The sequence below is a fragment of the Flagellimonas beolgyonensis genome (assembly GCF_003992615.1).
In the GTDB taxonomy this organism is placed as follows: domain Bacteria; phylum Bacteroidota; class Bacteroidia; order Flavobacteriales; family Flavobacteriaceae; genus Flagellimonas; species Flagellimonas beolgyonensis.
The window spans coordinates 531,944-557,439 of the sequence record NZ_RZMY01000003.1 but is presented as its reverse complement, the minus strand read 5'-3'; the positions used below and the strand labels follow the sequence as shown (position 1 = coordinate 557,439).

At 44.5% G+C, this 25,496-nt stretch carries 26 protein-coding genes, 1 tRNA gene and 1 pseudogene; 17 read left to right on the top strand and 11 right to left on the bottom strand.

Annotation, left to right across the window (positions count from 1 at the left end; genetic code table 11):
- Positions 1-72: 72 nt before the first annotated feature.
- The gene (alr, locus tag EO131_RS03430; protein WP_127018937.1) at positions 73-1,182 is read right to left on the bottom strand and encodes an alanine racemase; all 1,110 of its coding nucleotides are present in this window, start codon (positions 1,180-1,182) and stop codon (positions 73-75) included.
- Positions 1,175-1,819, bottom strand: coding sequence for a thymidine kinase (locus EO131_RS03425; protein WP_127018936.1), 645 nt, complete (start codon positions 1,817-1,819; stop codon positions 1,175-1,177). The genes alr and EO131_RS03425 overlap by 8 nt, the downstream gene beginning before the upstream one ends.
- Before the next feature lie 158 nt (positions 1,820-1,977).
- On the opposite strand from EO131_RS03425, the gene EO131_RS03420 reads away from it, so the two are divergent.
- From EO131_RS03420 to EO131_RS03380, 9 genes are all read left to right on the top strand, one after another.
- Positions 1,978-2,649 carry a hypothetical protein gene (locus EO131_RS03420; RefSeq protein WP_127018935.1) on the top strand — a complete coding sequence of 224 codons (672 nt, stop codon included), beginning with the start codon at positions 1,978-1,980 and terminating at the stop codon, positions 2,647-2,649.
- Between the two features lie 47 nt (positions 2,650-2,696).
- A complete protein-coding gene (gene rsmI, locus EO131_RS03415; protein WP_127018934.1) occupies positions 2,697-3,368 on the top strand; it encodes a 16S rRNA (cytidine(1402)-2'-O)-methyltransferase in 672 nt (223 codons plus the stop codon).
- A gap of 29 nt (positions 3,369-3,397) precedes the next feature.
- On the top strand, positions 3,398-4,435 hold the full coding sequence (locus EO131_RS03410) for a succinylglutamate desuccinylase/aspartoacylase family protein (RefSeq protein WP_127018933.1): 1,038 nt from the start codon (positions 3,398-3,400) through the stop codon (positions 4,433-4,435).
- A 1-nt stretch (position 4,436) separates the two neighbouring features.
- Positions 4,437-5,564, top strand: coding sequence for a DUF819 family protein (locus EO131_RS03405; protein ID WP_127018932.1), 1,128 nt, complete (start codon positions 4,437-4,439; stop codon positions 5,562-5,564).
- A gap of 75 nt (positions 5,565-5,639) precedes the next feature.
- The gene (locus tag EO131_RS03400) at positions 5,640-6,707 is read left to right on the top strand and encodes a helix-turn-helix domain-containing protein (RefSeq protein WP_127018931.1); all 1,068 of its coding nucleotides are present in this window, start codon (positions 5,640-5,642) and stop codon (positions 6,705-6,707) included.
- Positions 6,708-6,782: 75 nt separating this feature from the next.
- Positions 6,783-7,133 (top strand): nuclear transport factor 2-like protein, encoded by a 351-nt coding sequence (locus EO131_RS03395; protein WP_127018930.1) that lies wholly within the window; start codon positions 6,783-6,785, stop codon positions 7,131-7,133.
- A gap of 9 nt (positions 7,134-7,142) precedes the next feature.
- On the top strand, positions 7,143-7,496 hold the full coding sequence (locus EO131_RS03390; protein ID WP_127018929.1) for an SPW repeat domain-containing protein: 354 nt from the start codon (positions 7,143-7,145) through the stop codon (positions 7,494-7,496).
- A gap of 30 nt (positions 7,497-7,526) precedes the next feature.
- A complete protein-coding gene (locus tag EO131_RS03385) occupies positions 7,527-8,000 on the top strand; it encodes a YHS domain-containing (seleno)protein (RefSeq protein WP_127018928.1) in 474 nt (157 codons plus the stop codon).
- Positions 8,001-8,084: 84 nt separating this feature from the next.
- A complete protein-coding gene (locus EO131_RS03380) occupies positions 8,085-8,654 on the top strand; it encodes a uracil-DNA glycosylase family protein (protein ID WP_127018927.1) in 570 nt (189 codons plus the stop codon).
- Positions 8,655-8,685: 31 nt separating this feature from the next.
- Here the strand turns inward: EO131_RS03380 and EO131_RS03375 are convergent, their stop codons facing one another.
- Together EO131_RS03375 and EO131_RS03370 are read right to left on the bottom strand one after the other, a co-directional pair.
- Positions 8,686-9,417, bottom strand: a complete 732-nt coding sequence (locus tag EO131_RS03375) for a toxin-antitoxin system YwqK family antitoxin (RefSeq protein ID WP_127018926.1) — start codon at positions 9,415-9,417, stop codon at positions 8,686-8,688.
- 15 nt (positions 9,418-9,432) lie between these two features.
- Complete coding sequence (locus tag EO131_RS03370) at positions 9,433-10,035, bottom strand: carboxymuconolactone decarboxylase family protein (protein WP_127018925.1); 603 nt, start codon at positions 10,033-10,035, stop codon at positions 9,433-9,435.
- Positions 10,036-10,088: 53 nt separating this feature from the next.
- Here EO131_RS03370 and EO131_RS03365 point away from each other — a divergent pair, with 53 nt between their 5' ends.
- The 4 genes from EO131_RS03365 (at position 10,089) to EO131_RS03350 (ending at position 14,232) form a co-directional block, all read left to right on the top strand.
- Complete coding sequence (locus EO131_RS03365; RefSeq protein WP_127018924.1) at positions 10,089-10,511, top strand: OsmC family protein; 423 nt, start codon at positions 10,089-10,091, stop codon at positions 10,509-10,511.
- A 173-nt stretch (positions 10,512-10,684) separates the two neighbouring features.
- Positions 10,685-11,260: a lysoplasmalogenase gene (locus EO131_RS03360; RefSeq protein ID WP_164731600.1), complete on the top strand. Its 576-nt coding sequence runs from the start codon at positions 10,685-10,687 to the stop codon at positions 11,258-11,260.
- 20 nt (positions 11,261-11,280) lie between these two features.
- Positions 11,281-12,969 carry a single-stranded-DNA-specific exonuclease RecJ gene (recJ, locus tag EO131_RS03355; protein WP_127018922.1) on the top strand — a complete coding sequence of 563 codons (1,689 nt, stop codon included), beginning with the start codon at positions 11,281-11,283 and terminating at the stop codon, positions 12,967-12,969.
- A gap of 6 nt (positions 12,970-12,975) precedes the next feature.
- Positions 12,976-14,232 (top strand): MFS transporter, encoded by a 1,257-nt coding sequence (locus EO131_RS03350; protein ID WP_127018921.1) that lies wholly within the window; start codon positions 12,976-12,978, stop codon positions 14,230-14,232.
- Here the strand turns inward: EO131_RS03350 and EO131_RS03345 are convergent.
- The 4 genes and pseudogenes from EO131_RS03345 to EO131_RS03330 form a co-directional block, all read right to left on the bottom strand.
- Positions 14,229-14,996, bottom strand: a complete 768-nt coding sequence (locus tag EO131_RS03345) for a UDP-2,3-diacylglucosamine diphosphatase (RefSeq protein WP_127018920.1) — start codon at positions 14,994-14,996, stop codon at positions 14,229-14,231. The genes EO131_RS03350 and EO131_RS03345 overlap by 4 nt on opposite strands.
- Positions 14,997-15,096: 100 nt before the next feature.
- Positions 15,097-15,864 (bottom strand): enoyl-CoA hydratase/isomerase family protein, encoded by a 768-nt coding sequence (locus tag EO131_RS03340; RefSeq protein ID WP_127018919.1) that lies wholly within the window; start codon positions 15,862-15,864, stop codon positions 15,097-15,099.
- 88 nt (positions 15,865-15,952) lie between these two features.
- Entirely contained in the window at positions 15,953-17,287 is a 1,335-nt protein-coding gene (locus EO131_RS03335; RefSeq protein WP_127018918.1) for an MATE family efflux transporter, read from the bottom strand.
- Positions 17,288-17,299: 12 nt separating this feature from the next.
- A pseudogene (locus tag EO131_RS03330) lies at positions 17,300-17,800 on the bottom strand (GNAT family N-acetyltransferase).
- Positions 17,801-17,853: 53 nt separating this feature from the next.
- Here EO131_RS03330 and EO131_RS03325 point away from each other — a divergent pair.
- From EO131_RS03325 to EO131_RS03310, 4 genes are all read left to right on the top strand, one after another.
- Complete coding sequence (locus EO131_RS03325; RefSeq protein ID WP_127018917.1) at positions 17,854-18,651, top strand: universal stress protein; 798 nt, start codon at positions 17,854-17,856, stop codon at positions 18,649-18,651.
- Positions 18,652-18,707: 56 nt separating this feature from the next.
- Positions 18,708-18,781, top strand: a tRNA-Ala gene (locus EO131_RS03320).
- An 88-nt stretch (positions 18,782-18,869) separates the two neighbouring features.
- Complete coding sequence (locus EO131_RS17475; protein ID WP_127018916.1) at positions 18,870-19,076, top strand: GIY-YIG nuclease family protein; 207 nt, start codon at positions 18,870-18,872, stop codon at positions 19,074-19,076.
- A 237-nt stretch (positions 19,077-19,313) separates the two neighbouring features.
- Positions 19,314-20,024, top strand: coding sequence for an SDR family oxidoreductase (locus tag EO131_RS03310; RefSeq protein WP_127018915.1), 711 nt, complete (start codon positions 19,314-19,316; stop codon positions 20,022-20,024).
- On the opposite strand, the gene EO131_RS03305 is transcribed toward EO131_RS03310, so the two are convergent.
- The 3 genes from EO131_RS03305 to kbl all read right to left on the bottom strand — a co-directional run bounded on the left by EO131_RS03305 (position 20,025) and on the right by kbl (position 25,491).
- The gene (locus EO131_RS03305; protein ID WP_127018914.1) at positions 20,025-22,751 is read right to left on the bottom strand and encodes a PD-(D/E)XK nuclease family protein; all 2,727 of its coding nucleotides are present in this window, start codon (positions 22,749-22,751) and stop codon (positions 20,025-20,027) included.
- Between the two features lie 64 nt (positions 22,752-22,815).
- Positions 22,816-24,174, bottom strand: coding sequence for an OmpA family protein (locus tag EO131_RS03300; protein WP_127018913.1), 1,359 nt, complete (start codon positions 24,172-24,174; stop codon positions 22,816-22,818).
- A 123-nt stretch (positions 24,175-24,297) separates the two neighbouring features.
- Positions 24,298-25,491 (bottom strand): glycine C-acetyltransferase, encoded by a 1,194-nt coding sequence (gene kbl, locus EO131_RS03295; RefSeq protein ID WP_127018912.1) that lies wholly within the window; start codon positions 25,489-25,491, stop codon positions 24,298-24,300.
- Between the last annotated feature and the right edge of the window lie 5 nt (positions 25,492-25,496).

The following is a 25,496-nucleotide window of genomic DNA, read 5'->3' as shown; positions in this document are numbered from 1 at the left end:
TTATAGTCAAGTATTGGTTAACAGGAAACAAATTAAGTAAAAAAGGTATTATTTCTTAAAAAAAGTTTAAAATCAATCATTGAAAACTACTCTTTTCACACGTTGGGATATAGCGGTCAAAATTTCATAGGAAATGGTACCAGCTCCCGAAGCAAAGCTTTCAGCTGAATTTTGGGGGCCAAAAACGATGACCTCATCCCCTTCTGCACAATCGATATCGGTAACATCGACCATGATCATGTCCATGCAAACGTTGCCGATCAACGGAGCCATTTTGCCATGGATTTGAACAGCGGACCTTCCCTTGCCATATTGTCTGTTGATGCCATCGGCGTGGCCAATGGGCAGTGTTGCCGTACGTTTCATTGCCCCGGATTTGAACGCTCTGTTGTACCCCACGGATTCATTGGGACCTATTTCGTGGATTTGCGAAATGATGGTCTTTAAAGTGGCTACAGGCTTTAACTCGGCATCCACGACAGCTTCGTTCCCATATCCGTACAAACCGATGCCACTGCGGACCATTTCAAATTGTGCCTCCGGATAATTGATGATCCCGGACGTGTTCAGCATATGTCGCATGGGCGCATAGCCCAACTTTTGTATCAAAGCGTCACTTGCTTTTTTAAAGGATTCGATTTGTCCCAAACTAAAAACGCGCTCGTTTGGATCTTCCGAGGCGGCCAAATGGGAAAAAACGGATTTGACCCGTATAGTATCATTATTGGTTACCTGTTGTGCGATCCAACTGGTATCATTTTCACCAAAGCCCAAGCGGTTCAATCCGGTGTTGAATTTGATATGGACGGGATAGTCTTGTTGCTGTTTGGCAGCTGCCACCTCCAAAAATTGTGTCAGTAAGTTTCTGGAGTACAGGTTGGGTTCCAGACAACGGTCGATCAAATCATCAAAATTGGAAGCCAAGGGGTGCAATACCAAAATGGGTGTTTTTATGCCTGCATCCCTGAGCAGTACGCCTTCCCCCACATAGGCCACGGCAAAGTAATCCACTCCGAGTTTTTCCAGTTTTTTGGAAATTGCAACCATATCGCTGCCATAGGCAAAGGCCTTAACCACGGCCATGAATTTGGTTTCAGGCTCAATTTTGGTCCGCAGATAGTGGTAGTTGTGTTCCAGGGCGGCAAGGTCGAGGAACAATGTGGTCTCGCCAACCTTAACCATTTGAACCTTTCTTTTTGGGAACAACTTCCTCTGAATTTACATCCATTTGGCTGATTTTTTCTCGCAACATCGCCTTGTAAAAAGCAGCACGGCTCAAGGGTTCGTATTCTTCGGTTTCTCCAAGGAGCACCAATTTTTCGTTGTGTGATTTCCGAAAACTATAGTTGGCCAAATTTCCGGTGCGGGTGCAGACCGCATGCACCTTGGTCACATATTCGGCTGTTGCCATTAGGGCAGGCATGGGTCCGAAGGGGTTTCCTTTGAAGTCCATATCGAGCCCGGCAATCACCACCCGTACCCCACGGTTGGCCAAATCGTTGCAGACAGTTACAATTTCATCATCAAAGAATTGGGCCTCATCAATGCCCACCACATCACAATCATCGGCCAATAGGCGGATGTTGGCCGCGGCCGGCACCGGGGTGGAACGAATTTCATTGGCATCGTGTGACACAACCATTTCCTCATGGTATCGGGTATCCACGATGGGTTTGAAAATTTCCACTTTCTGTTTGGCGAACTGGGCCCGCTTGAGCCTGCGGATGAGCTCTTCGGTTTTTCCGGAAAACATGGAGCCGCAAATGACCTCAATCCATCCAAACTGTTCTTTATGATTGACCGTGTTTTCGAGAAACATACCTTATTTTTGAAAGAAATTGTGTGTTTTCCCGTTTAATATTGGGACAAGCACAAAGCTACTAAAAAAATGTACCCCTGTATTTGGTTTGAAATTTAACCTTTCATTCATAAGGGGATTGGCAAATAGGTTATATTTTTATAAGAAATACTACAGCTATGATCAGGAAATTGCGGGAAGAATTGATAAAACTATCAACAGAGATCATCACGGCTCGGGAAGATTCCGACCTAACACAATTGTATGATACGGCAAAGACAATCTATGAGAAATTGGCCGTGCTCAAATTTATAGATGAGAAATTGTCCGATGTACAGGTGGATGTTTCCAAAAATGTGATTGCCACCCGTTTTGAAAAAGTGGCCAATGCGGTGTTGAGTGGAAACCTATCCGTGCCTGAAAGCAACCCGCATGAAGAGGATATCATGACTCCTGGCATGGACACCATTAAACACATGGTTTCCGAAATGCCCTCCGAAGCAGCTTTGGAACAGGTTTTTGCGGAATTTGTGGCGAAGCCCGATTACATGAAAAATGAAAAGGACATTATTGCTCCCAAGGAGAACACCATAAAAACGCAGTCCCTGAACGACAAACTCAATAAAGACCTTCAAGTAGGGCTCAATGACCGGCTGGCCTTTGTGAAGCATTTGTTCAACAACAGCATGGAGGATTACACCCGGGTATTATCGCAGCTCAACACGATTGATACCGAGGAGCGTTCCATTGCCTTCATCAACAACATGGTGAAACCGGAATACAACAACTGGGAAGGCAAGGAGGAATACGAAGCCCGTTTCCTTTCCCTGATTGAGCGCAGATTCGCCTAATTCCTATTTTATAACCATATTTTTCGGGAAGACCGTACCTTTGGATCATGGGAAAATTGTATCTGGTACCGACACCCATAGGAAATCTTGAGGACATCACACTTCGAGCCATTAAGGTATTGAAGGAAGTAGATGTGGTTTTGGCCGAAGATACCCGAACCAGTGGCAAGCTCCTGAAACATTTTGAAATAGACACCCCCTTACAGAGTCACCACATGCACAATGAGCACAAGCAAGTCGAGCATTTGGTGGGAAAATTGAAGGGAGGAGCTGTTTACGCTTTGATTTCCGATGCCGGTACCCCCGCCATTTCCGACCCTGGGTTTTTATTGACCCGCGCCTGCGTGGAAAATGGTATCGAAGTGGAATGCTTGCCCGGTGCCACGGCTATTGTACCCGCTTTGGTGAACAGCGGTTTGCCCAACGACCGGTTTGTTTTTGAAGGGTTTTTACCCGTGAAAAAGGGACGCCAGACCCGATTGCAACAATTGGCGGAAGAAACCCGCACCATGGTGTTTTACGAATCGCCCCATAAGCTCGTAAAAACACTGACCCATTTTGTTGAATATTTTGGGCCGGACAGACCCGTTTCGGTATCCAGGGAACTTACCAAACTCTATGAGGAAACCGTTCGTGGCACTATGGAGGAGGTGCTACAACATTTCATTCACAAACCTCCAAAAGGCGAATTTGTGATCGTGGTGGGTGGGAAGAAATAAAGACTATATTTATTTCAAATACCAACACCATGAAAACCAAGCTCTTTTCCTGTTTCATATTCGTATGCGCGATACTTTTTGGACAAAAGAACAACTACCCAGTTGTGGAGCAATTGGACCTTTCTCAGTATGAAAAAGGCCAAATTCACAACCTATGGTTGAAACTGGGCGAAGACACGGTTGGGGAACCGATCAAAATACCGGTTATTTTGGCCATTGGAAGTCAAGAGGGAGAGGTATTGGGACTTACCGCCGCCATTCACGGCAACGAATTAAATGGGATAGCCATCATCCAACGAATCATGTCCTCTTTGGATACGGCGACGATGAAGGGCACCATCATAGCCATTCCAGGGTTAAACCCTTTGGCGATAGCCAACAACCAACGCGAATTTATCGACCTACAGGATTTGAACCGCTTATTCCCGGGAAAGGAGAAAGGCAACCGTTCCCAACAAATGGTCTATCAAATTGCACAAAAAATCATTCCCCTTTTTAATTATCATGTGGACCTGCACACCGCAAGTTTCGGACGGGTAAATACCCTGTACGGACGAGGTGATATGCAAAACGACACCTTGTCGACCATGCTGCGGCTTTTGGAACCGGACATCATCGTTTCCAACAAGGGAACGGCCAGTTTTGGCGAAGCCAGTGGCCTTACTTTGCGGGCCTATGCCATTTCCAAGGGTGTACAGAGTATTACCTTGGAGTATGGCAATCCACAGGTCTATCAAGAAGAAATGATTGAAAGAGGAACTAAGGGCCTTCAAAATTTGATGAAATGGCTGGGTCTTCAACCGGGCGAAGCAACTATTCCTCCAGCCAGAAATATGTGTTCCAAATCGTATTGGATGTTTACCCAAAAAGGGGGGTATTTGGAGCTTTATGTGGATTTGAATGAAAAACTGATCAAAGGTCAGCCCATTGGAACCATGCGAAATGCGTTTGGTGAAATCATCGAGGAGTATGTGGCACCAGAGGCCGGTATCGTTATCGGAAAAAGCACGAATCCCGTGAATATTTCGGGCGGACGCATCATTCATCTGGGCATTTTACAGCAGTAGCATGGAGTGGTTGCCATGGAGCATAACAGTATTTACGGTGGTCTGTGTGTATTTTTTGGACCGTTGGGAACACAAATGGATCAAATCACTGTTCGATTGGGTGCCTGCCATACTCCTTTCCTACGTAATTCCGGCCATCATTTGCCATGTGTTCGGTTTCGATTTTTCGCAGGCCAACATCCACAACCTGAGCCGGGACTTTTTTATTCCGTTAACCATTGTTGCCGTAATGGCCAGTTTGTCCCTGGGTCAGTTGAAGTCTATAGGCTACAAACCCATCGTGGTGTTTGTGGCGGGCTCTTTGTTCATTGCGCTGTTTCCAGTGGTGTTCATTTGGGGTTTTACCGACTCCGAACTTGTATCCACTACCTTGGCGGCGAAAGGGTTTTGGAAGGGCGTGCCTCCAATTGTGGGTAGTTGGATCGGGGGAAGTACCAGTCAGTTAGTGCTCAAGGAACTGGTGGAATGCCCTGAGAATATTTTTCTTTCCGTATTGGTGATGGACAATATTTTGGTGAATGTCTGGACCATCATTATGTTCCAGACCATCAAAAAGAGTGATGGATTGAACAGGGCGCTGCGCATTTCTGACCAAGAAATCCCCGAGCGTATTGTTGATCAAAAAGAAGTTCTGCTTTCTTCATGGTGGTGTATGGGCATTTTGCTGTTGGTGGTTTTGGCGAGCCATCTTATTCTCGACGTTTTTGTTGCAAAAGTGGTTGTACTTTCCCTAATCGGATTGCTTTTGGGCAATGTTGTGCCCAAATGGAATTTTCGCTTTACGCTTAAAATCGGGAGTATTCTGATACTTTTGGTGATGTCGATCCTAGGCTTGAAACTGCAATTTGCCTTGTTCGGTTTTGATATGTCCTTTTTTGGATTTTTGTTAATCTGGCTTGTGGGCCACTTTGTGTTTATGGTGTTGGTGGCCAAACTGTTGAACGTAAACATGGCGTGGGTTCCCATTGCCAGCATGGCCAATGTGGGAGGCATCGCCACGGCCCCAGCGGTTACGGCGGCCTACCGTCCCAATTGGATGCCACATGCCATCATTCTGGCGATTTTAAGCATGGCCACCGGTACGTTTTGGGGAATGCTCACCATTTATCTATTGCAACTCATTCTTTAGAATGGGATGTACCTGTAGGTTCATCTTGATAGCTAAGACACTTCAATACGACCAAGTATAAAAACACTTGGGAAGATGGTCCAACTGTTCAATCCAGAACTGAATAAAGTGTATTTCATCAATCAGTACACATTGCTGCACATCCTTTCGGGATCGGGCGGTATTCAGGTCGATTTTAAAAACTACTTTGACTGGGAAGACAAGGTCATCTATCTGGAAAAAGGCCAATACATCAAGTTCTTATCGGATGATTTTAAGGCGCAGAAAATGGAGTTTCCCAGTAAAACGATTTTTGAGAACAGGGAGGTACGTGTCTTGTTCAAGCATCTAATTTCCTTGGGTTACATTGATGCCCTGCAGGGATCGCCTTTGGAAAAATACTTATCGGGAAAAGCATCCCAACCCGATTCGAGGGAAATTATCGACCATTCTTTGGTACAATGGTTCCAACAAAACCCTTTTAATGCCAGTAAATCGGAATACCGATCCATTTTTGATGTAAAGGAAAGCATTGATCAACTGTTTTCGACACAGGTTGCCCTTTTGGAGCTGAGAGATCTGGCCTGTGGGGACGGAATGGATGCTTCCCGCCTCATAAAGGAAAAACTTGGGGTAACCGTGCGTTCCATGTTGGAGGAGAAGCGATTGGTGGAAAGCAAGAAAAAAGTGGTTTTTACCGATTGTAGCGTTCAGGAAGTCTGCTTTGATGTTGGTTTTAAAGATCCGGCCTATTTTAATCGGGTCTTCAAAAAAAGAACAGGCTATACACCGATTGAATTCAGGGACAATTTTGATTACGAGCGACAAGACCGCTTTGTGGAAAATTTGATGGAGCTTATCCGTCTGCACCATAAAAATGAACACCAAATGGAGTTTTATGCGGATAAAATGAACCTTTCCGTAAAGGCCCTCGCCAAAAAGACCAAGGACAAAATGCACGATACCTTGGGAAGCCTGATTCGAAACGAATTGATCGGCACTTCAAAAAAAATGCTTCAGCAAGAAATGTCCATTAAAGAAATCTCCCTTCAATTGGGTTTCGAGGAGCCCAATCATTTCTCAGCGTTCTTCAAGCATAGCACCGGAGAGACCCCGTCCCAGTACAAAAACAAAAAAGTACAAGGGATTACTCCTTTTTTGTAGGTCTTCCCCGCCCATCCTACAAGACATTTGCCCTGTAATTACAACACAAATTGTTTAATCAGTAAAACATAGCAAATGGATATTAAAAATCTAGCTACGGACATGGACAGCATTGTTGCACAAGGTGCGATCGTTGAAGCTGTCGAGAAGTATTTTGCCGAGGACGCGAATACTTCGGACTACAACCAGGTGACCACGACCGGAAAGGAACAAATGGTGGAAAAAATGACCGGATTTGCAGGTGCCATTGCACAGGTGAATGGCATACAATTGCACCGTACAATTGTGGACGGAAACGTGTCGGCCTCCGAGTTTACCTTCGATTTTTTGATGAAGGACAACAGCAGGGTGTATTGGCACGAAATCATTCGCCGAATCTGGAACGACGAGGGCAAAGTGGTCCACGAGGAATACTTTAATGCTTAATCTTCGCCCATGAACTTAAGGTTTATAACGCCCACGCTGCATGGCGTGGCCGATTACACAGCTGGTTTGGGGCTATTGGTCGCTCCCTTTTTACTGGGTTTGGGCGAATCCTCGTCCATGGCGGTCTGGTTTTCGGTGGCTACTGGGTTGGCCGTATTTGCCGCAAGCCTGCTTACCGATTACAAACTGAGCATTTTTAAGGTGATTCCCTTTGAAGGGCATTTGGCCATCGATCTTTTGGTAGCGGTGACCTTTATGATCGCTCCCTTTGCCTTCGGGTTCGAAGGAATCGATGCCATTTACTACTGGTTCAACGCAACCGTAGTGTTCTTGGTGGTGGCCCTGAGTGCCAGTGACAATTAAAAACAAAAACAATTAAAAATTTTACAAACAATGAAAGCAATTAAAAACATTTCAATTTTAGCGGTAATGGCCCTTAGCATCAATTTGGCCGTTGCCCAAGACAAAAAAGCGTACAACATCGATAACAGTAACATCGCCTTGGAAGGCTATAGCCCGGTTTCCTACTTGGATCTAGGTATTGCACAAAAAGGATTGAAGCAATTTAAGTCGGAACATGAAAAGGTGGTTTATTATTTCACCGACGCCGATCAAAAGAAGAAATTCGATAAAAACCCAAGCAAGTATTTGCCCCAGTATGGCGGTTACTGTGCTTTTGGAGTGTATGCGGGCGCAAAGTTTAGACCGGACCCGAATAAGTTTATCGTAAAGGATGGCAAATATTTTCTGTACCTGTACAACATTGAATTGGATGCCCAACAATTATGGTTGGCAGAGAACAACCACGCGAAGTTGGTGGGAAAGGCCAACGAAAACTGGAGCAAGTTGAAAGGCACCTATAATTAATCATTTTGGTGATAGGGTGTGAAAGCGTCCCGACTGAAAGGTTGGGGCGTTTTTATAATTTTATACCACAGGAATCACAATAAAATGAACGAGTTACTCCAACAGATTCGAAATTGTACACTTTGCCAAGAACACCTTCCGTTGGGTCCACGGCCCATTGTGGCCGCCAACCCCAAAGCACGGATTCTGATCATCGGACATGCCCCGGGAACCAAAGTTCATGAAACCGGGGTACCATGGGACGATCCCAGTGGGAAACAACTCCGCAATTGGATGGGTGTTACCGATGCAGAGTTTTACGATGAAACCAAAATTGCCCAAATGCCCATGGGATTTTGTTATCCCGGAAAGGGAAAATCGGGCGACTTGCCCCCTCGGCCCGAATGTGCCCCACAATGGCACCAAAAAGTATTGGAGGGCATGCCCAATTTAAAATTAACCCTGCTGATCGGCCAATATGCACAGAAACATTACCTCGGTGATCAAATGGAAAAAAACCTCACGGAAACCGTTAGGAACTACAAAGCCTATCTGCCCCAATACTTTGTATTGCCCCATCCATCACCTCGAAACCGGTTTTGGTTGAGCAAGAATCCTTGGTTTGAAAAAGAAATAATACCTACTTTAAGGAAACAGGTATTAGGACAATTTTAAGGTAGAAAAAATCTTCACTTTGTAAAAGCCATCACATCCCTTTATCCATAGACATTATTAATTGCATCGCTTTCATTCTATCTTTATTTGGGTCGACGGAATCCACCACCATATCGTGCTCATCCAAAATATAAAGTAAATCTTCCTTCATGGTGTTGTCAACCATAATGAAACCAAGGGAAAGTTTCACCTTACCAGTTGTATCATATACTCGAGAAACCCCAAGTTCTTGTCCATTATAATCAATATCATACTCTTCATGAACGAGTTTTCCATTTTCAAAAAATTTGGAACGTGATTTCCCGTTTTCAATTTCCCATTCCATATATACACTGCCATCTTCCCTAAATTCTGTTGATTTACCTATTAGCTCTCCGTTTAGGTATTCACTTTTTCGTTTGACCTTACCCGATTTAAAATAAAAGATATCTTCTCCGTTCTTGATTCCATTGTTGTATTGAATTGTATTTGCCATGGAACCATCAGGATAATATGTTGTGAAAGTATTATACAACAATCCATTTTCCACATAAAACTCTTCTGATTTCACAGTATCTTTTTCCACAACATAATGGCCGGTCATCTTTGAATCATCGCTGAAATGGTAGACTTTGTTTTCATTTGGGTCATAACTGATATAGTAGTCATCGCTTGCGATAATTTCGGAATCATTTTCAACTGATTCCTCCGATTGCGGGGTTTTGAATTGTATACAAGAAGCGAGTAAGCCAGTAAACAAGAGAATCAACGATTGATTTTTCATAAATAAATTGATTTTTCAATAAATACTACCATCATGCTTTCCTTTTTCCCAACCGTGTTTGCCCAAATACTGTTCGGCACTTTCCACGGCACCGTCTTCAATGGAAGTGCCCATGGAGTCGTTCCAACGGTTGAGGTAGCCAAAAAGGGATATCACTCCCAACATTTCCACAATCTCCCCTTCGTTCCAATGTTGGTACAGTCGGTCCTTGATTTCCTTGGAAACCGCATTGGGTACTTGGGAAGCCGCCAGTGAAAAATCCAAAGCGGCACGCTCTGCTTCCGAAAAAGCGGGGTGGGTGCGGTACTCCCAAATATGGTCCAATTGTTCCTGTTCGGCGCCATACCGTTCTGCGGCACGTATGGCATGGGCTTGGCAATACCGGCATCCTGTGGCATTGCTGCTTACCCAGGCAATCATGCGTTTTAATGCCGAAGTTACTCGGCCCTCGTTGGCCATTACCGCTTTGTTGAGGTTGATAAAGGCCTTGGAAATAGCAGGTCTGTGCTGCATGGTCAAAACCGAATTGGGACAAAATCCCAGGGTCTCGTTAAAGAATGCTGCCAATTGTTTGGTTTCGGGATCATGATTGGGGTCTAAGGGTTGAACTAAGGCCATGGATGCGATTTTAAATTGTATTTTTGAACAACAAGAAACGAAAAATTGACTTCATGACAAATCATATAACAACCACCTGGTTGGGTGGAATGGCATTTGAAAGCAATAATCCCTCGGGACATACCTTAAAAATTGATGCAGGACCCGAAAGTGGCGGCGATGGTTCCGGTCTACGACCCAAGGCATTGATGTTGTCCTCACTGGCTGGATGTTCCGGATTGGATGTCGCTTCCTTGATCCAAAAAATGAAGCTGGAAGTGGACGATTTCAAAATCGATACCATTGCGAACTTGACCGAGGAGCATCCAAAATTTTACGATTCGGTGGTAATCGAGTATCATTTTTACGGTTCCAACCTAAAAGAGGAGAAATTGAAAAAAGCGGTCGATCTATCTGTCGAACGCTATTGTGGGGTCATGGAAATGTTCCGGAAATTTGCCAAATTGGACATCAAGATCGTGTACCACCACAAATAGGAAGTGCTCTTAAGGACAACAACCCCTGGTTCCTTTTATTGTTGAATGTCATTAAATTAAATAGTATGTGGCTATCTAAAAATTGGGCTTATGGGTTATTGGCAATAGCCGTTGTTCTTGCCATTTTGGGGGTGACAACCTCCAATTTTGTTTTTAAATCTGGCACGGCCGGAATGGGAATTATTATTATTTTGGGATTCCTGTTCGGCAGAAAGGGAAACAACAAAAACCTTTGGATGCTGGTGGGCGCATTTGTGTGTTCCATTATTGGCGATTGGTTTTTGTCTCGCATGAACGGCGATGTTTCCTTGTTCGTAAAGGGAATCGCCCTATTTTTCTTGGCCCATGTCGGATATCTGGTGTACGCTTTGCTGAATGGAAAGATGCATTGGAAAGCAACCGCAATAGTACTGATCGGGTTTCTTGCCTTTTTCTTTCTGGTGCTGTACCCAAAAATTACCGATACGGCCTTAATGGCGGCATCGTTGATCTATTTGCTTATCTCTTGTTTTTCGTTGGGCGCTTCCATGGGCATGGCGGTGGACCAGACGGAAAAATGGAGTTATGTCGTCGGAATTGGACTTATCCTATTTTCTGATACCATCATCGCCTTTAAGGAATTTGTAGGTTATCATACCTTTGATTTTTTGATCACACCGACCTATTACCTTGCCCATATTTGCATCACCTATTCGGTGATCAAACGATTTGAAGCAGCAGCAATCCAGACCCCAAATGTTACCCAATAAGAACCTATTTGAACTGAATTATGCGTTGGACCGTAAAACCCATCCCTACACAAGAAACTATCGACGATCTCGCTAAAGAATTGAAGGTCGAGAATATAATTGCCCAACTCCTTATCCAAAGGGGAATCACCAATTATGACGAAGCAAAGGCCTTTTTTCGGCCCGAACTTTCCCATTTGCACGATCCCTATTTAATGAAGGACATGGACAAGGCCGTGGTTCGGATAGAGCATGCCATGCAGGAGGAGGAAAATATTTTGATTTATGGGGATTATGATGTGGATGGCACCACTTCGGTAGCGTTGGTATCGTCCTTTTTATTGGAATTTTACCCCAATGTAGCCACTTATATCCCCGACCGTTATTTGGAAGGTTACGGCATTTCATTTCAAGGTATTGATTTTGCAGCGGACAACGATATTTCCCTGATCATTGCCTTGGATTGCGGGGTTAAGGCCTTGGACCAAATTGCCTATGCCAAACAAAAAGGCATCGATGTTATTGTATGTGATCACCACCGCCCTGGCGATACTTTGCCCGATGCCGTTGCCATTTTGGACCCCAAACAAGAGGCATGCCCATACCCGTACAAAGAGCTTTGTGGTTGTGGCGTGGGCTTCAAGTTGATTCAGGCTTTGGGTGTACGCTTGGGCAAGACCATACACGATTTGGTGCCGTTTCTGGATTTGGTGGCCACGGCCATTGCTGCAGATATTGTGCCGATTACCGGAGAGAACAGGGTGTTGGCACATCATGGTTTGCAGGTCATCAATTCCAATCCCAGGATTGGTTTTAAGGCCATTATCGATCAAATCAAAAAGAAAGAATTGACCATAACGGATGTGGTCTTTATCATTGCCCCACGCATCAATGCCGCAGGCCGAATGAAACATGGGCAGCATGCCGTTGAATTATTAACAGCGGCCGATTTTCTTACGGCCCAACGATTTGCACAAGAGATTGAGGTGTTCAACGCGGAACGTAAAACGTTGGATCAAGAAATTACCGAAGAAGCCTTGTTGCAGATTCAGGAGAATAGTGAAGAGGACCGATTTACTTCCGTGGTGTACAAAGAAAATTGGCATAAGGGTGTAATTGGCATTGTAGCATCCCGACTAACAGAGACCTATTACCGTCCGACCCTGGTTTTTACCAAAAGCGGAGATAAACTGGCGGCCTCTGCACGGTCGGTGAAGGGTTTTGATATTTACAATGCCCTTGAAGGGTGTTCCGATTGGCTGGAGCAGTTTGGCGGACACATGTATGCCGCCGGGTTGACCTTGATGGAAGAACAATACGAACAATTCAAGACACAGTTTGAAAAGGTGGTGGCAGAAACCATCGATCCCAAATTGTTGCAACCCGAAATTACCATTGATGCCAAGATCAATCTTGACCAAATTACCCCAAAATTGATGCGCATCTTGAAACAGTTTGCTCCCTTTGGCCCAGGTAATATGACCCCTGTTTTTATGGCGGAGGGTGTTATGGATTCAGGTTATGCCCGAGGCGTTGGTGAAGATGAAAAACATTTGAAATGCGCTTTGTACCAATTCGGTTCGGCACCCATTGGAGCCATCGGGTTCAATTTGGGAAATAAAATAGATCGTGTTAAAAACGGAAAGCCATTTGATGCCGTATTTTCGTTGGATGAAAATGAATGGAACGGCACAGTGAGCCTTCAACTAAAACTGAGAGATATTCGCTAGCAACCTATGGACCCCTACGCTGCGCTTCGTTATAAGGAATTCAACATATTTTTAATTGTTCGCTTTGCCATGGTATTTGCCTGGTCCATGCAGTTCATTGTGATTGAATGGCAGGTGTATTCGTTGACCAAAGACCCTTTATCCCTAGGTATTATCGGATTGATGGAAGTAATTCCTGCTGTGGGCATGGCCCTTTTTGCCGGACATATTGTGGACCAACGGGAAAAGCGAAACTTGTTGGTGTTGTGTATTAGCGGGTTTTCAGTGATCAGTTTGGGCTTGTTTGCCTTGAGTTGGCCGGGGCTGGAAGATACATGGGCGCCCAAGACCATTCTGTACTCCATTTATGCCTTGGTGTTTTTGGGCGGGTTTGTACGATCATTTTTGGGACCTACGATTTTTTCGTTGATAGCCTTGATCGTACCCAAAAAAATCTATCCCAATGCAGCCACATGGAGCAGTTCCACATGGCAAATGGCCTCGGTTTTGGGACCTGCCTTGGCGGGGTTTTCCATCGGCTGGATAGGGGTGCATTGGAGTATGTGTGTAATCTTTGGTTTTTCGTTGATAGCCCTAATTTTTCTATTCCGCATTCCCCAAAAACCCATATTAAACCCGAAAATTGGCGAACCCGTCTTCCAAAGTTTAAAGGACGGTCTCAAGTTTGTTTTTAACAGTAAGGCCATTTTTGGTGCTTTGACGTTGGATATGATCGCTGTACTTTTTGGAGGAGCTGTTGCCCTGTTGCCCGTGTATGCCCAAGATATTTTGCATGTGGGTTCCGAAGGATTCGGAATTTTAAGAGCAGCACCTGCCGTTGGTGCCTCAATCACCATGTTGGGGTCCACAAGGTTCCCCTTGCATAGAAATGCGGGCAAAAAATTATTATGGGCGGTTTTTGCCTTCGGAATCTGCATTATCGTATTTGGCCTTTCGGAACTTTTCTGGTTGTCGGTCCTGGCCTTGTTCATCAGTGGTGCGGTGGACGGCGTTTCCATGATCATTCGGCAGACCATTCTACAAATAAAAACACCCGATCATATGCGGGGAAGGGTAGCATCTGTCAATTCCATTTTTGTGGGATCGTCCAACGAGTTGGGCGCTTTTGAAAGTGGATTGGCAGCCAAATTAATGGGAACGGTGACTGCTGTGGTCTTTGGCGGTACCATGACCTTGTTGACGGTTGGTGCAACCGCAGTGATTTCACCCTCGTTCAGAAGACTGGATTTGCAAAATGATATTGACGAACATGAAAAGGACTAACCTTCCAGTTTTTGCAAGGTCAGTTGCTCCCCATCAAAAACAGCATAGGTAAAATAGGAAATCCAATCCCCAAGGTTGGTGTAGGTCGATTTCTCGTTCAATTTGATTTCCAATGGTAAGTGTCGGTGACCAAATATAAAATGGTCGTAATGGTGCTGTTCCAATTTTCGCTTGGCATATAAAATCAGCCATTCCTTATCCTCGCCTAAGAATTTGGCATCAGCTTCCCCAGAAATGATCTTGTTGTTTACGGAAAGATGTTGACCCAAACGCACGCCCAAATCCGGATGTAACCATTTGAAGAACCATTGGGCCACAGGGTTGGTAAACACTTTTTTCATGCGTTTAAATCCCTTGTCGTGGGGTCCCAAACCATCACCATGGCCGATAAAAAAAGAGGCGTCGTTAATGGTAAACTGTTGCGGTTTGTGGTAAACGGGTATGTTTAGCTCTTCTTCAAAATACCCATTCATCCAAAGGTCGTGGTTGCCCACAAAATAGGTAATCTGAATGCCCATATCCGATAACTCGGCCAATTTGCCCAAGGTACGCGTGAAGCCTTTGGGAACAACGGTCCTGTATTCGAACCAAAAATCAAAAAGATCGCCCATCAAGAAAATGGCATGTGCATCGTGTTTGATGGAATCCAACCAAGCGACGAACTTTTTTTCACGCGGAAGGCTCTCCTTTCGGGTGGGCGCTCCCAAATGATTATCGCTGGCGAAATAGACTTTTTTGCCTTTCGGCAGATCGATGTTCTTCATCTATCGTTTATATCGTCGGTTGCTTCGTACTCTATTGACCACATAGACCACGACAACAAAAAGGGCCAATAAGGGGAACAATAAATCGGTCATAATTCTTTTATTTTTTAAATTTTTCCAACGCTTTTTTGGTATTCGGGGACAATGCCAATTTGCCGGATGCTTCGGCGCGTTCCAACAATAATTTGTCCCAATGTTCGGTTCCTTCCCACAACACTTTCTTCATTTGGGACAGGGCCTCTGGATTGTAACCGGCCAATTTTTGAAGGTGAATGTCCAGTTCCTTGTCCATTTCTGCAATGGAATCGTAGACTTTGGCAAACAGGCCCTTTTCTTTGGCCCAATAGGCATTTTTCCATTCCGTGGGATAGAGGGTCAGCTCGGCAAGAGCAGCTTTTCCCATTTTGCGTTCCACGGCAGGTGCGATTACAAAGGGTCCGATTCCGATGGAAATTTCCGATAGTTTGATGGCGGCATCCACGGTGGCGTGCACATAATCGCAGGCAGCGGCCAATCCGACCCCTCCGCCAACGGTTTTGCCTTGCACCCTACCTATAATGGGTTTGGGACAGCTGCGCATGGCATTGATCACATGGGCAAAACCACTGAAGAATGCTTTGCCTTCCTCCAAATTGGAGATGGCCACCAACTCATCGAACGATGCCCCGGCACAAAACGCACGGTCACCCTCCGAACGCAGCACGATCACCGAAACCCCATCATCCGAAGAAAGCTTCTTTAACTCATGGGCCAGTCTGGACAACAGTTCAGACACAAAGGAATTGCTGGCCGGGTGGCCAAATTCGATGGTGGCAATGCCATTTTCGATTTTTGTGTATAAACTACCGTTGGGTCTTTCTGTGGACATGTTGCAATAAACAGTTTACAATGAACAATACGCAATTATCAAATTTCTGATATCTGATGTCCGATTTCAGACTTCTGACGTTGCTAAATTACGGGTTTTGAACATAGGGCCTGAATTTTCTCCTAAATTTCCAGACCAACGAAAAGCCCCGTATCATCATCCAAACCACAAAGGCAATCCAAATGGCATAGAATCCCCATCCCATAAATTTGCCGAGGCACAGTGTGGGTACAAAGCCCAAAAAGGTGGCGGACATAAGCACGTTTCGCAAATATTTCATTTCGCCAAGACCTTTAAAAAGGCCATCGAACACAAAGGCGAGCGTATTCATGGGCAATCCTAAAATCACAATGTAAAATATGCCATAAAAGGTTTGGAGCACAACAGTTTCATTGGAAAAGAGATGGCCGATGGGACGGTAAAAAAGAAAACCAAATACCATCAAGACCACACTGACGACCATACCATAGGACACTACTTTTTTGGCCAAGTTCCAAAGCCCATCATAATCACCAGCCCCTAAAAGCTTGCCGCCCATGCTGTTGCCGGCGGCGGCAAAACCATCGATAAAAAATGCGGCGAACAACCAAAGGTTAATGGCGATGGTATGAGCACCGATATAGGCATCGCCCAAGGCCGTGGCCTCCCGTACTGCTAAGATCAAGGCTGCGTTTAGGGCCAAGGCACGAACAAATAGGTTCAAGCTCATGAACACCACCCGTTTGATCTCTTTGTTCAACGGAAAGGTAAGTTTCATGCTGATTTCGGTTTTTTTCAATAACAACACAAAGGCCATCAATGCCATTACTGCTTGGGCGATTAGGCTTGCCCAGGCAGCCCCCTCGAGGTAAAGTGCAGGCACCCATCCTTCCACGCCATACACCAAAATGAAGTCCAGCACAATGTTGAGCAAGGCTCCGATAATGGCTATGATCATCGGGTAATACGTGTTTTGAAGTCCCCTAAAAATGCCAAAAATGGCAAAGGTGAAGAGGGTTAACGGAAACCCCCAAACCCGAATGGAGTAGTAGGAGATGCAATAATCCAAGATTTTACCCGAGGCATTGAACAGTTCAAAAATGGGTTCAATGATAAAGACCGTGGACAAGAGCACCACAACACTCAACATAATATTGAAAAAGATGGCTTGGGCGGGCAGGTTTTTTACCTCTTCCAATCGGCCGGCCCCCAAATATTGCGAAATGATTGCCGAAATGGAGCTTCGTGTCTGGCCCAACACCCAAATGAGCATGGATAAGAACGAACCCACAATACCCGCAGCAGCCAAGGACTCCAAGCCATCCACGGGAATATTGCCCACAACGGCCGTATCCGTGATGTTCAACACAGGTTCGGCAATGCCCGAAATGGTTGCGGGAATAGCTAGCCTATTGATGCTCTTAAAGTTTACTGGTGTGCTCAAAACGGCTGCAAGTTACAGCACTAATTCATAACAATGAAAGGGATGCTCGCTTTGTTTGGGAAAGAAGATATCGCCCAGTTTTTGATACCCTCTTTGTTCGTAGAACCGTTGGTTGCGTAGGTTTTGGGAGAAGGTGTCCAAACGCACCGAAACAAAACCCTGTTCCCGTGAATAACTCTCGGCGAAATCCATGAGTTGTTGGGCATAGCCCTTGCCTTGAAGGTTGGGATGTACGCAAAGACGATGGATGTACGAACTATTGCCATTGGGAGTGAGCCAATCTATGGGTTCGTATTCCTCATCCATCCATGTAGAAACCACGACGGCCCCAATAATTTGATGGTTTTCTTCCAACACGTAGAGCTCGCCTCGGTCCACATCGATTGCAAACGCCTTTTCATTGGAGTAGTGCTCGTTTCATTGAAAAATGCCATTATCCTGCATTTTTTGGGCACAGGCCTGGGTAATGGTCAAGATATCGGGGATTTCAGATATCTTTGCACGTCGTATCATTGCTTCGTTTTAATTAAATTGTAAATTTAAGTGTTAATCATAATCGCCAAACCATGAACAACATACTTGTACCGATCGGAACTTCACCGGATTCCTCCAAAACTTTACAATATGCCATTGATTTTGCCATCAATTTTGGAGCTAAGATCTATGTGATGGATGTATTCTCCGTGACCACAGCCGTGGGGAGTTTGGCCAATGTGGAAGAGAAGGTGGCCAAGACCAGCAAGGAACATCTCAAGGAAGTGATCGACCAGGTGGACACCAAGAACTTGGACATTAAGATAGCTACCTATAACGGGGACATTATTGACGGACTCAATGAAATCAACAAAGAACTCGGTATCGATTTGATCATTATTGCCCCGCGAAGCAACGATATTAAGGAAGAGTTGTATTTGGGGCATACTTCGGGACGCATAATCAAACAAACGGATATTCCCACGCTGATTGTGCCGAAGGGAACCGAATTTAAACCCATGAAAAAGATAATGACGGCCTTTGGATCGGGGATTTTAAAACGCAGCAGTATTTTGAATCCATTGGCGATGATCAAGAACAAATTTCGTTCAGAGATCAGTTTATTGTTGGTAAAAAGACCTGGCTATACCGAGGACGATCTTAAGGTTAATACGGCCTTGTTGGACTTGAGCAAGAAACTAACCATCACCGAAAATGCCACTACGTATTTGGGGGTGATTGAACATTACCAAGAGGAACATCCTGATATGTTGTGTGTATTCCGCAGAAAGCGTGGGTTCTTTAAAAAACTCTGGGAGAAGAACACCATTTTAAAATCGGAGTTCTACGTGCCCGTACCCGTATTGGTATTGAGCGTTAAAAAAGACTAAGCAAGGGGTTTAAATTTTGATACTTTCAGAAAAAGTATTTCCTTTGCACGCACTTTGGGGGATTAGCTCAGTTGGCTAGAGCGCTTGCCTGGCAGGCAAGAGGCCACCGGTTCGAATCCGGTATTCTCCACAAAAATCAATAGCACCTCGATCGAGGTGCTTTTTTTATGGAGTATTTTGTGTACATCATTTATAGTGAATCGGTTCACTGATACTATGTGGGGCATTGCCAAGATTTGGAAGATAGGATAGGCCGGCACAAAGGCGGACGGTCTAAGTACACGAAAACCGCTACAGATTGGGAAGTAAAGTACACCGAGCGTTTTTCAACAAGGGGTGAAGCTATGATAAGGGAAAGGGAAATCAAGAAAAAGAAGAGTAGGAAGTATATTGAGTTCCTTATTTGTGGAGGGCAGATTGGCTAGAGCGTTCCGAGGGCTTTCGGAAAGGCCACCGGTTCGAATCCGGTATTCTCCACAAAAATCAATAGCACTTCAATCGAGGTGCTTTTTTATTGGGGTTGTTTTTGTGTTGTTGTTTGCCACAAGATGCAATCTTGCGGCAGCAGGGGACGGTATGCCACATAAAATTAACCATCCTTTAGGATGGTTTTTTTGTTTTTGGCCCTGTCTTTTTTGAACTTTACTTCAAAACAAATCAACATGAAATTAGAAGGAAAAGTGGCCTACATTACAGGAGGCACTAAAGGAATAGGCTACGGTATTGCGGAAAGTTTGTTGGATCAAGGCATGAAGGTGGCCATTAGTGGCCGTGGGCAAAGGGGAGTGGACCAAGCAGTGGATGCCCTTTCAAGAAAAGGTGAAGTATTGGGCCTGGTGTCTGACGTAACCAAATTGGTAGATGAAGAAAATGCCGTACAGTCCATTTTAAAGAAATTTGGACGCTTGGATGTGGTCATGGCCAATGCAGGGGTTGGGCATTTTGCACCTATTGATGAAATGTCGGAGCACGAATGGCACGGCATGATCAACACCAATTTAAATGGGGTGTTCCACACCTTAAAAGCATCCGTGGAAGCCTTGAAAGAATCCGAAGGCTATTACATGACGTTGGCCAGTTTGGCCGGCACCAACTTTTTTGCCACAGCGGCCGGCTATAATGCCACAAAGTTTGGGGTGGTCGGGTTTACCCAGGCGGCCATGTTGGACTTGAGGAAGTACAACATCAAGGTCACCACGATCATGCCGGGATCCGTGGCAACCCATTTCAATGACCATGAACCCTCGGAAAAAGATGCCTGGAAAATTCAGCCCGAAGATATCGGAAAGCTGGTGGTGGATTTGCTGAAAATGCACCCACGAACATTGCCCAGTAAAATTGAAGTGCGGCCCACACGGCCGGATTTGAAATAATCAGTCTACCTTTTCAGTCAAGGGGATTTGCACATTGCAAATTTCCTTGACCAAAGTATGTAGTTGCTGCTCGAATTTGGCCAAGGTCTGATGGTCGATTATACCATTTTTGTCTTCAGTGAACCGAAACAATCCTTGACTTAAATTTTTGAAGGAATAGATTCCGGCCACGCCCGAATCAAAATCATGGTTTTTAGCGTATAGGTAGGCATAGCAAAGGAGCTGGAACGCCTTAGCCTTGTCGTAATTCGTGATCAACTCGTCCCAATCGCTGATTTTTACATTTTTGGGCTCGACTTTTCCGGTTTTGTAGTCAATAATGCGAAGTACGCCGTCAACTTCATCCACGCGATCCAATGTACCTTTCAGTTTAATGGGAAAAGACAGGTCTGGAAGGTCCAGAATGGTTTCATATTTGGTTTCCAACGCCAAGATTTTAATCTGATTACGTTGAATGTCAAGTAATTCCTTATCCAGAAAGTTTTGCAGGTATTTGACGATTACATTATACACCAATAAAAATTTTCCTTTACCAATGTCTATCCCCGGCAATTGTTTTAGAAATTGATGCTTGACCACGTCAGAAATTTGTGTTTTCGTCTTTGACAAAGCCTCTTTGGTCAACACTTGGGAAATAAAGGGGGTATACAATGTTTCAAGGCTATCGTGCACTATGGTCCCGAAAGTATTGGCCGCAATGTTTTCTTCCACTTCTTCCAAATCATTGATCTTTAAAATATTCCGGGTATAAAAATCCATGGGATTTTTAATATAATTGGTCAAGGAAGTCGGTGAAAACCCGTTTAGCGCAAAATTTTTGATGTCTTCCAACAATTGGCCATTCTTGGGAATCTGTGTCAGTGGAGGTTGCTCAATGCGTACTTCGGGCGAAACTATCTGGTGAGTGACGAATGGTTTCAAGTTTTCATCGGTCAGCAGCTGGGTTACCAATCGACTTTTTTCGCCACCTTCCAGCACATCGGGTTCCGTATTGTAAACGATATAAACGTTTTTGGCCCGTTGGATCAATCGATAAAAGTGGTACACATAGATGGCATCTTTTTCCTTATAGGTCGGCAATCCGTAAGCACGTTTTACATCGAACGGAATAAAGGAATTGTTCGATTTGCCAGAGGGCAGTATCCCTTCATTGACCGAGGTGATGATAACCGTTTCGAAGTCGAGATTTCTACTTTCCAGCATCCCCATGATCTGTAAACCGGATAAAGGTTCCCCAATAAAATCAAGGGTTTCCATCGATGCCAGCTGTTTGAACAGGGTTTTGATGGACTTTAACTCCGACACAAAGGCCACATTCTCCAAGAATTGGGACAACTGGTTGAAAAGCGTGTAGAACCGGTACAAGTATTCCAGTTCTTGGGCGTTCTTTTCCTGCTGATATGTTTCTTTTAGCTGTTGTATGATGGTTTGGCATTGATGAATCCAATCAGTTGGAGTAGTCAAATCATCAGGAAAAACCAGTTGGATGGCCTTTTGATGATCCTTTAACCTAGACAGCATGCTTTCATTTACAAATAACCAATTGTGTGAATTGATCTGTTCGATAAGTTCGGCAGCAAAATTGGATTGATTCGATCGAAGCAATGCTGCCGCATAAGGATTGGAAAGAAATGCAACTACATGTTTATGGAACCAGCCCCTGTCCGATTTGTTCAGTTGCAGTTCCAGATAAGATTGGAAAAAGGCGTACAGCACTGTTTTATTGAGCGGGAGCCCCATGGTAATGTTCACTTCGCCAATACTGGTCGGAATTGATTTCAATACGGGGTTCAAAAGGGTTTCATCTGCCAATACCAAAGCCGTTTGCTTTAGATCAACGGTAGAGTCGTTTTGGATGTGTTGCAGTAGCTGCCCTGCATATTTGGATTGTGCCACATTTTTGGGCGCTCCGGTAATGGATATTCGTTTAGGCTGTAAAAAATGCTCTTGTCCCTCAATTTTTCGATTTTTGTAGTACGGCCAATTACGCTGATAGTTTCGGATAAAAAGCCCAGCATCATGTATGGGGTCGTTTAAAAAGTAGGTGTCGATATCCCAGTAAATGTGCGCATTTCCACGCTCAAGATAATGTTGTATAATAGTGCTTTCGGCTGCATTCAAGGCATTGAAACCTACAAAAACGATGGTTTCACCGTTATGGACTTGGCTTCCCTTTTTAATTTCTTCCACTGCTTTTCGTTGTACCAAACCCTGATAGCCCGTTTTATGGTCTAAGAGCTCGGTGGTTAAGCTGTGGTATATCCCTTCCAGATTCGACCAAAGGTCCAAATAATTTTCAATAAGTTCGGTTTTGTCCTTTTGAAGGGACCAGTGGTTGAGTTCTTTAATGGCGGATAGGTAGTTCAATATTTCCTTGGCTGGAATCAAGTAGCCATCAATATCGTTGAAGTCCTGTAATAATGTCTGCCCCCATTTTAAAAAGGAAGCAAAATCGTCGTGTTGTTTAAGTGCACTTTTCTTATACGCTTCAAACAGTTGGAGCAACAATTCCAAATTGGAAGCTTGAGACACCCCTGAAATTTGTGCAATAAAGTCTTGAATTGAAAGCACTTTTGGACTGAAGATGCTCGTTTCAAGGGATTGTGCGATGTATTTCTTGAGAAAGGTTCCCGATCGTTTGCTGGGAAGCACAAAGGTACAGTTGGTGACGTCCAACTGTTTATCGGCAAGATCTTTTAAAACATGTTCTAGAAAAGTGGTGTGCATGTACTAAAAATAAAAAAGGCCCCGCATTTGCAGGGCCTTTTCCTAGAAAACTTTGTTTTCTTTATTATTTAACCAAGTTGATCTCAACTCGTCTGTTTTGTGCTCTACCAGCTCTTGTGTTGTTGGTAGCGATTGGCTTAGCTTCACCGTATCCGATAGCAGAAAGTCTATCAGCAGCAATTCCTTTGTCGATCAAGAAATCTCTAACAGAGTTAGCTCTAGACTCAGAAAGCTTTTGGTTGGTAGACTCGCTACCTACGCTGTCAGTGTGTCCTTCTACAGTAAACTTAGCGTTAGGATACTCGTTCAAGATTTGGATGATGTCAACCATTACAGAAGTAGATTCTGCTTTGATGGAAGATTTACCAGTATCGAACAAGATAGTTCTAGCGTAGTCGTTCAATTGTTTTTGAACTTCTTCAGTTACTTCAGGACATCCGTTGTTGGCAACAGTACCAGCAACTTCTGGACATTGGTCGTCTTTGTCAAGAACACCATCGCCGTCAGAATCAGGCCATGGGCATCCTTTGTTGGCAGCAGGGCCAGCTTCGTTAGGACAAGCATCATCTTTGTCGGCAACACCGTCACCGTCAGCATCAGGACAACCTGCTAGGGAAGAAAGACCTGGAGTGCTTGGACAAGCATCGTCTTTATCAGCAACACCGTCACCATCAGAATCAGGACAGCCGTTCAATTCTTTTGGACCAGCTTCGTTAGGACAGCTATCTTTAGCATCTTCGATACCATCTCCGTCAGAATCAGGACATCCGTTGAATGCTTCCAAACCAGCTACTTCTGGACAAGCATCATCTTTGTCGTATATACCATCACCATCAGTATCGGTACCACCGAATTTGATGCTGATACCAGCCATGTGCTGGAAGTGACGAATCAAGTAATCTTCGAAGGCGTGCTTGTATTGTGTTTGAACAGTCAAACCTACGTTCTCAGAGAACCAAAGGTTAAAACCAACACCTCCGTTAACAGTACCGGCTCCGATTTCATCTACCCAAGTATAACCACCACCTACTTCGATAAAAGGATCGATAGTAGTATTTTTAAGGAAGTTGTACTTAATGGTACCGTCAATGGCATAGTGAGAAAGATCATCAACTGAAGCATCACCGATTTTCTCGATTCTGTTCAAAGATCCTCTTGCACCTACAGAGAAGCCATCACCGACATACTTAGAAATGCCGATGTAAGAAACGGAAGGCAAAATATTCCAGTGGTCAGTTACGTTGAAGTACTCATCAAATAATGTAGTACTGGAAAAAGGATTGTTGCTATCGTTTGTTGGATAAGCATCTATCGCATTCACTCCAACGGTCACTTGCCATGGATTATTCTCGTCTTGCGCTTGTATGCTGTTAATCCCTACAAACACTAGGGCAACAACCAATAATTTGCTAAGATGTTTCATGCTCAAAATTTTAAGTTTAAGTGTTTATCAGCAGCAAATGTAAGTTGTTAAGACTTATTAACAAAATCTAAATTTCTTTTTTTTTGACTCATTTGCCAGAAGAATTGCTGCATTTCAACGATTTTAGACGATTTTCAACGATTTTCCCACCTTGGTGAAGGCATTTATGGCATGATCCAGGTGCTGTTTTTCGTGTGCTGCGGACAATTGAACCCGAATCCGAGCCTTGTCCTTGGGAACCACAGGATAAAAGAACCCAATCACATAAATACCCTCCTCCAACAACATATCTGCCATTTGTTGTGAAAGCTTGGCATCATATAGCATTACCGGTACAATAGCCGAATCCCCATCAATAATGTCGAAACCGGCAGCTTTCATTCCTTTTTTAAAGTATTCCGTGTTGCTTTGAAGCTTGTCCCGAAGGGTGGTATCCTTATCCAACATGTCAAATACCTTAATGGATGCGCCCACGATGGCCGGTGCCAAGGAGTTGGAGAAAAGATAAGGACGGGATCGTTGTCGCAACATTTCGATAATTTCCTTCTTACCGGTTGTATAGCCGCCCATGGCACCGCCGAGCGCTTTACCCAATGTCCCGGTAATAATGTCGATTCGGCCCATAACACCTTTTTCTTCCAAGGTACCCCTTCCGGTTTCGCCTATAAATCCGGCCGCATGGCATTCATCGATCATAACCAGAGCATCGTATTTATCGGCAAGGTCACAGATTTGATCTAGGGGCGCCAATAGTCCATCCATGGAGAAGACCCCATCGGTTACGATGATCTTAAATCGTGCACCATCCTTCACACTTTGTTGCAATTGTGCTTCCAGATCGGCCATGTCGCTATTGGCATACCGGTAGCGTTTTGCTTTGCAAAGTCGCACCCCATCAATAATGGAAGCGTGGTTCAACGAATCCGAGATGATGGCATCCTCTGGTCCCAAAAGGGGTTCAAAAACGCCCCCGTTGGCGTCAAAGGCAGCAGCATATAAAATAGTATCCTCCGTACCATAGAAATTCGCTATTTTTTGCTCCAATTCCTTATGGATGTCCTGTGTACCACAAATAAAACGTACCGAGGACATGCCGAACCCGTGGGTGTCCATAGCATCTTTGGCGGCTTGGATCACTTCAGGATGTGAGGACAGCCCCAAATAATTGTTGGCACAAAAATTAATCACTTCCTGTCCGGTGGATATTTTGATCACCGCCCCTTGTGGTGAGGTAATAATGCGTTCTTTTTTAAAGAGGCCGGCTTCTTTTATGGCTTCCAGCTCCGCGGCCAAATGTTCTTTGATTTTTCCGTACATCGTTC

Bases quoted from the DNA above. Each gene is read 5' to 3' on its own strand.
- alr (WP_127018937.1), bottom strand. From the start codon at position 1,182: ATGGTTAAGGTTGGCGAGACCACATTGTTCCTCGACCTTGCCGCCCTG.
- EO131_RS03425 (WP_127018936.1), bottom strand. From the start codon at position 1,819: ATGTTTCTCGAAAACACGGTCAATCATAAAGAACAGTTTGGATGGATT.
- EO131_RS03420 (WP_127018935.1), top strand. From the start codon at position 1,978: ATGATCAGGAAATTGCGGGAAGAATTGATAAAACTATCAACAGAGATC.
- rsmI (WP_127018934.1), top strand. From the start codon at position 2,697: ATGGGAAAATTGTATCTGGTACCGACACCCATAGGAAATCTTGAGGAC.
- EO131_RS03410 (WP_127018933.1), top strand. From the start codon at position 3,398: ATGAAAACCAAGCTCTTTTCCTGTTTCATATTCGTATGCGCGATACTT.
- EO131_RS03405 (WP_127018932.1), top strand. From the start codon at position 4,437: ATGGAGTGGTTGCCATGGAGCATAACAGTATTTACGGTGGTCTGTGTG.
- EO131_RS03400 (WP_127018931.1), top strand. From the start codon at position 5,640: ATGGTCCAACTGTTCAATCCAGAACTGAATAAAGTGTATTTCATCAAT.
- EO131_RS03395 (WP_127018930.1), top strand. From the start codon at position 6,783: ATGGATATTAAAAATCTAGCTACGGACATGGACAGCATTGTTGCACAA.
- EO131_RS03390 (WP_127018929.1), top strand. From the start codon at position 7,143: ATGAACTTAAGGTTTATAACGCCCACGCTGCATGGCGTGGCCGATTAC.
- EO131_RS03385 (WP_127018928.1), top strand. From the start codon at position 7,527: ATGAAAGCAATTAAAAACATTTCAATTTTAGCGGTAATGGCCCTTAGC.
- EO131_RS03380 (WP_127018927.1), top strand. From the start codon at position 8,085: ATGAACGAGTTACTCCAACAGATTCGAAATTGTACACTTTGCCAAGAA.
- EO131_RS03375 (WP_127018926.1), bottom strand. From the start codon at position 9,417: ATGAAAAATCAATCGTTGATTCTCTTGTTTACTGGCTTACTCGCTTCT.
- EO131_RS03370 (WP_127018925.1), bottom strand. From the start codon at position 10,035: ATGGCCTTAGTTCAACCCTTAGACCCCAATCATGATCCCGAAACCAAA.
- EO131_RS03365 (WP_127018924.1), top strand. From the start codon at position 10,089: ATGACAAATCATATAACAACCACCTGGTTGGGTGGAATGGCATTTGAA.
- EO131_RS03360 (WP_164731600.1), top strand. From the start codon at position 10,685: ATGGGAATTATTATTATTTTGGGATTCCTGTTCGGCAGAAAGGGAAAC.
- recJ (WP_127018922.1), top strand. From the start codon at position 11,281: ATGCGTTGGACCGTAAAACCCATCCCTACACAAGAAACTATCGACGAT.
- EO131_RS03350 (WP_127018921.1), top strand. From the start codon at position 12,976: ATGGACCCCTACGCTGCGCTTCGTTATAAGGAATTCAACATATTTTTA.
- EO131_RS03345 (WP_127018920.1), bottom strand. From the start codon at position 14,996: ATGAAGAACATCGATCTGCCGAAAGGCAAAAAAGTCTATTTCGCCAGC.
- EO131_RS03340 (WP_127018919.1), bottom strand. From the start codon at position 15,864: ATGTCCACAGAAAGACCCAACGGTAGTTTATACACAAAAATCGAAAAT.
- EO131_RS03325 (WP_127018917.1), top strand. From the start codon at position 17,854: ATGAACAACATACTTGTACCGATCGGAACTTCACCGGATTCCTCCAAA.
- EO131_RS03310 (WP_127018915.1), top strand. From the start codon at position 19,314: ATGAAATTAGAAGGAAAAGTGGCCTACATTACAGGAGGCACTAAAGGA.
- EO131_RS03305 (WP_127018914.1), bottom strand. From the start codon at position 22,751: ATGCACACCACTTTTCTAGAACATGTTTTAAAAGATCTTGCCGATAAA.
- EO131_RS03300 (WP_127018913.1), bottom strand. From the start codon at position 24,174: ATGAAACATCTTAGCAAATTATTGGTTGTTGCCCTAGTGTTTGTAGGG.
- kbl (WP_127018912.1), bottom strand. From the start codon at position 25,491: ATGTACGGAAAAATCAAAGAACATTTGGCCGCGGAGCTGGAAGCCATA.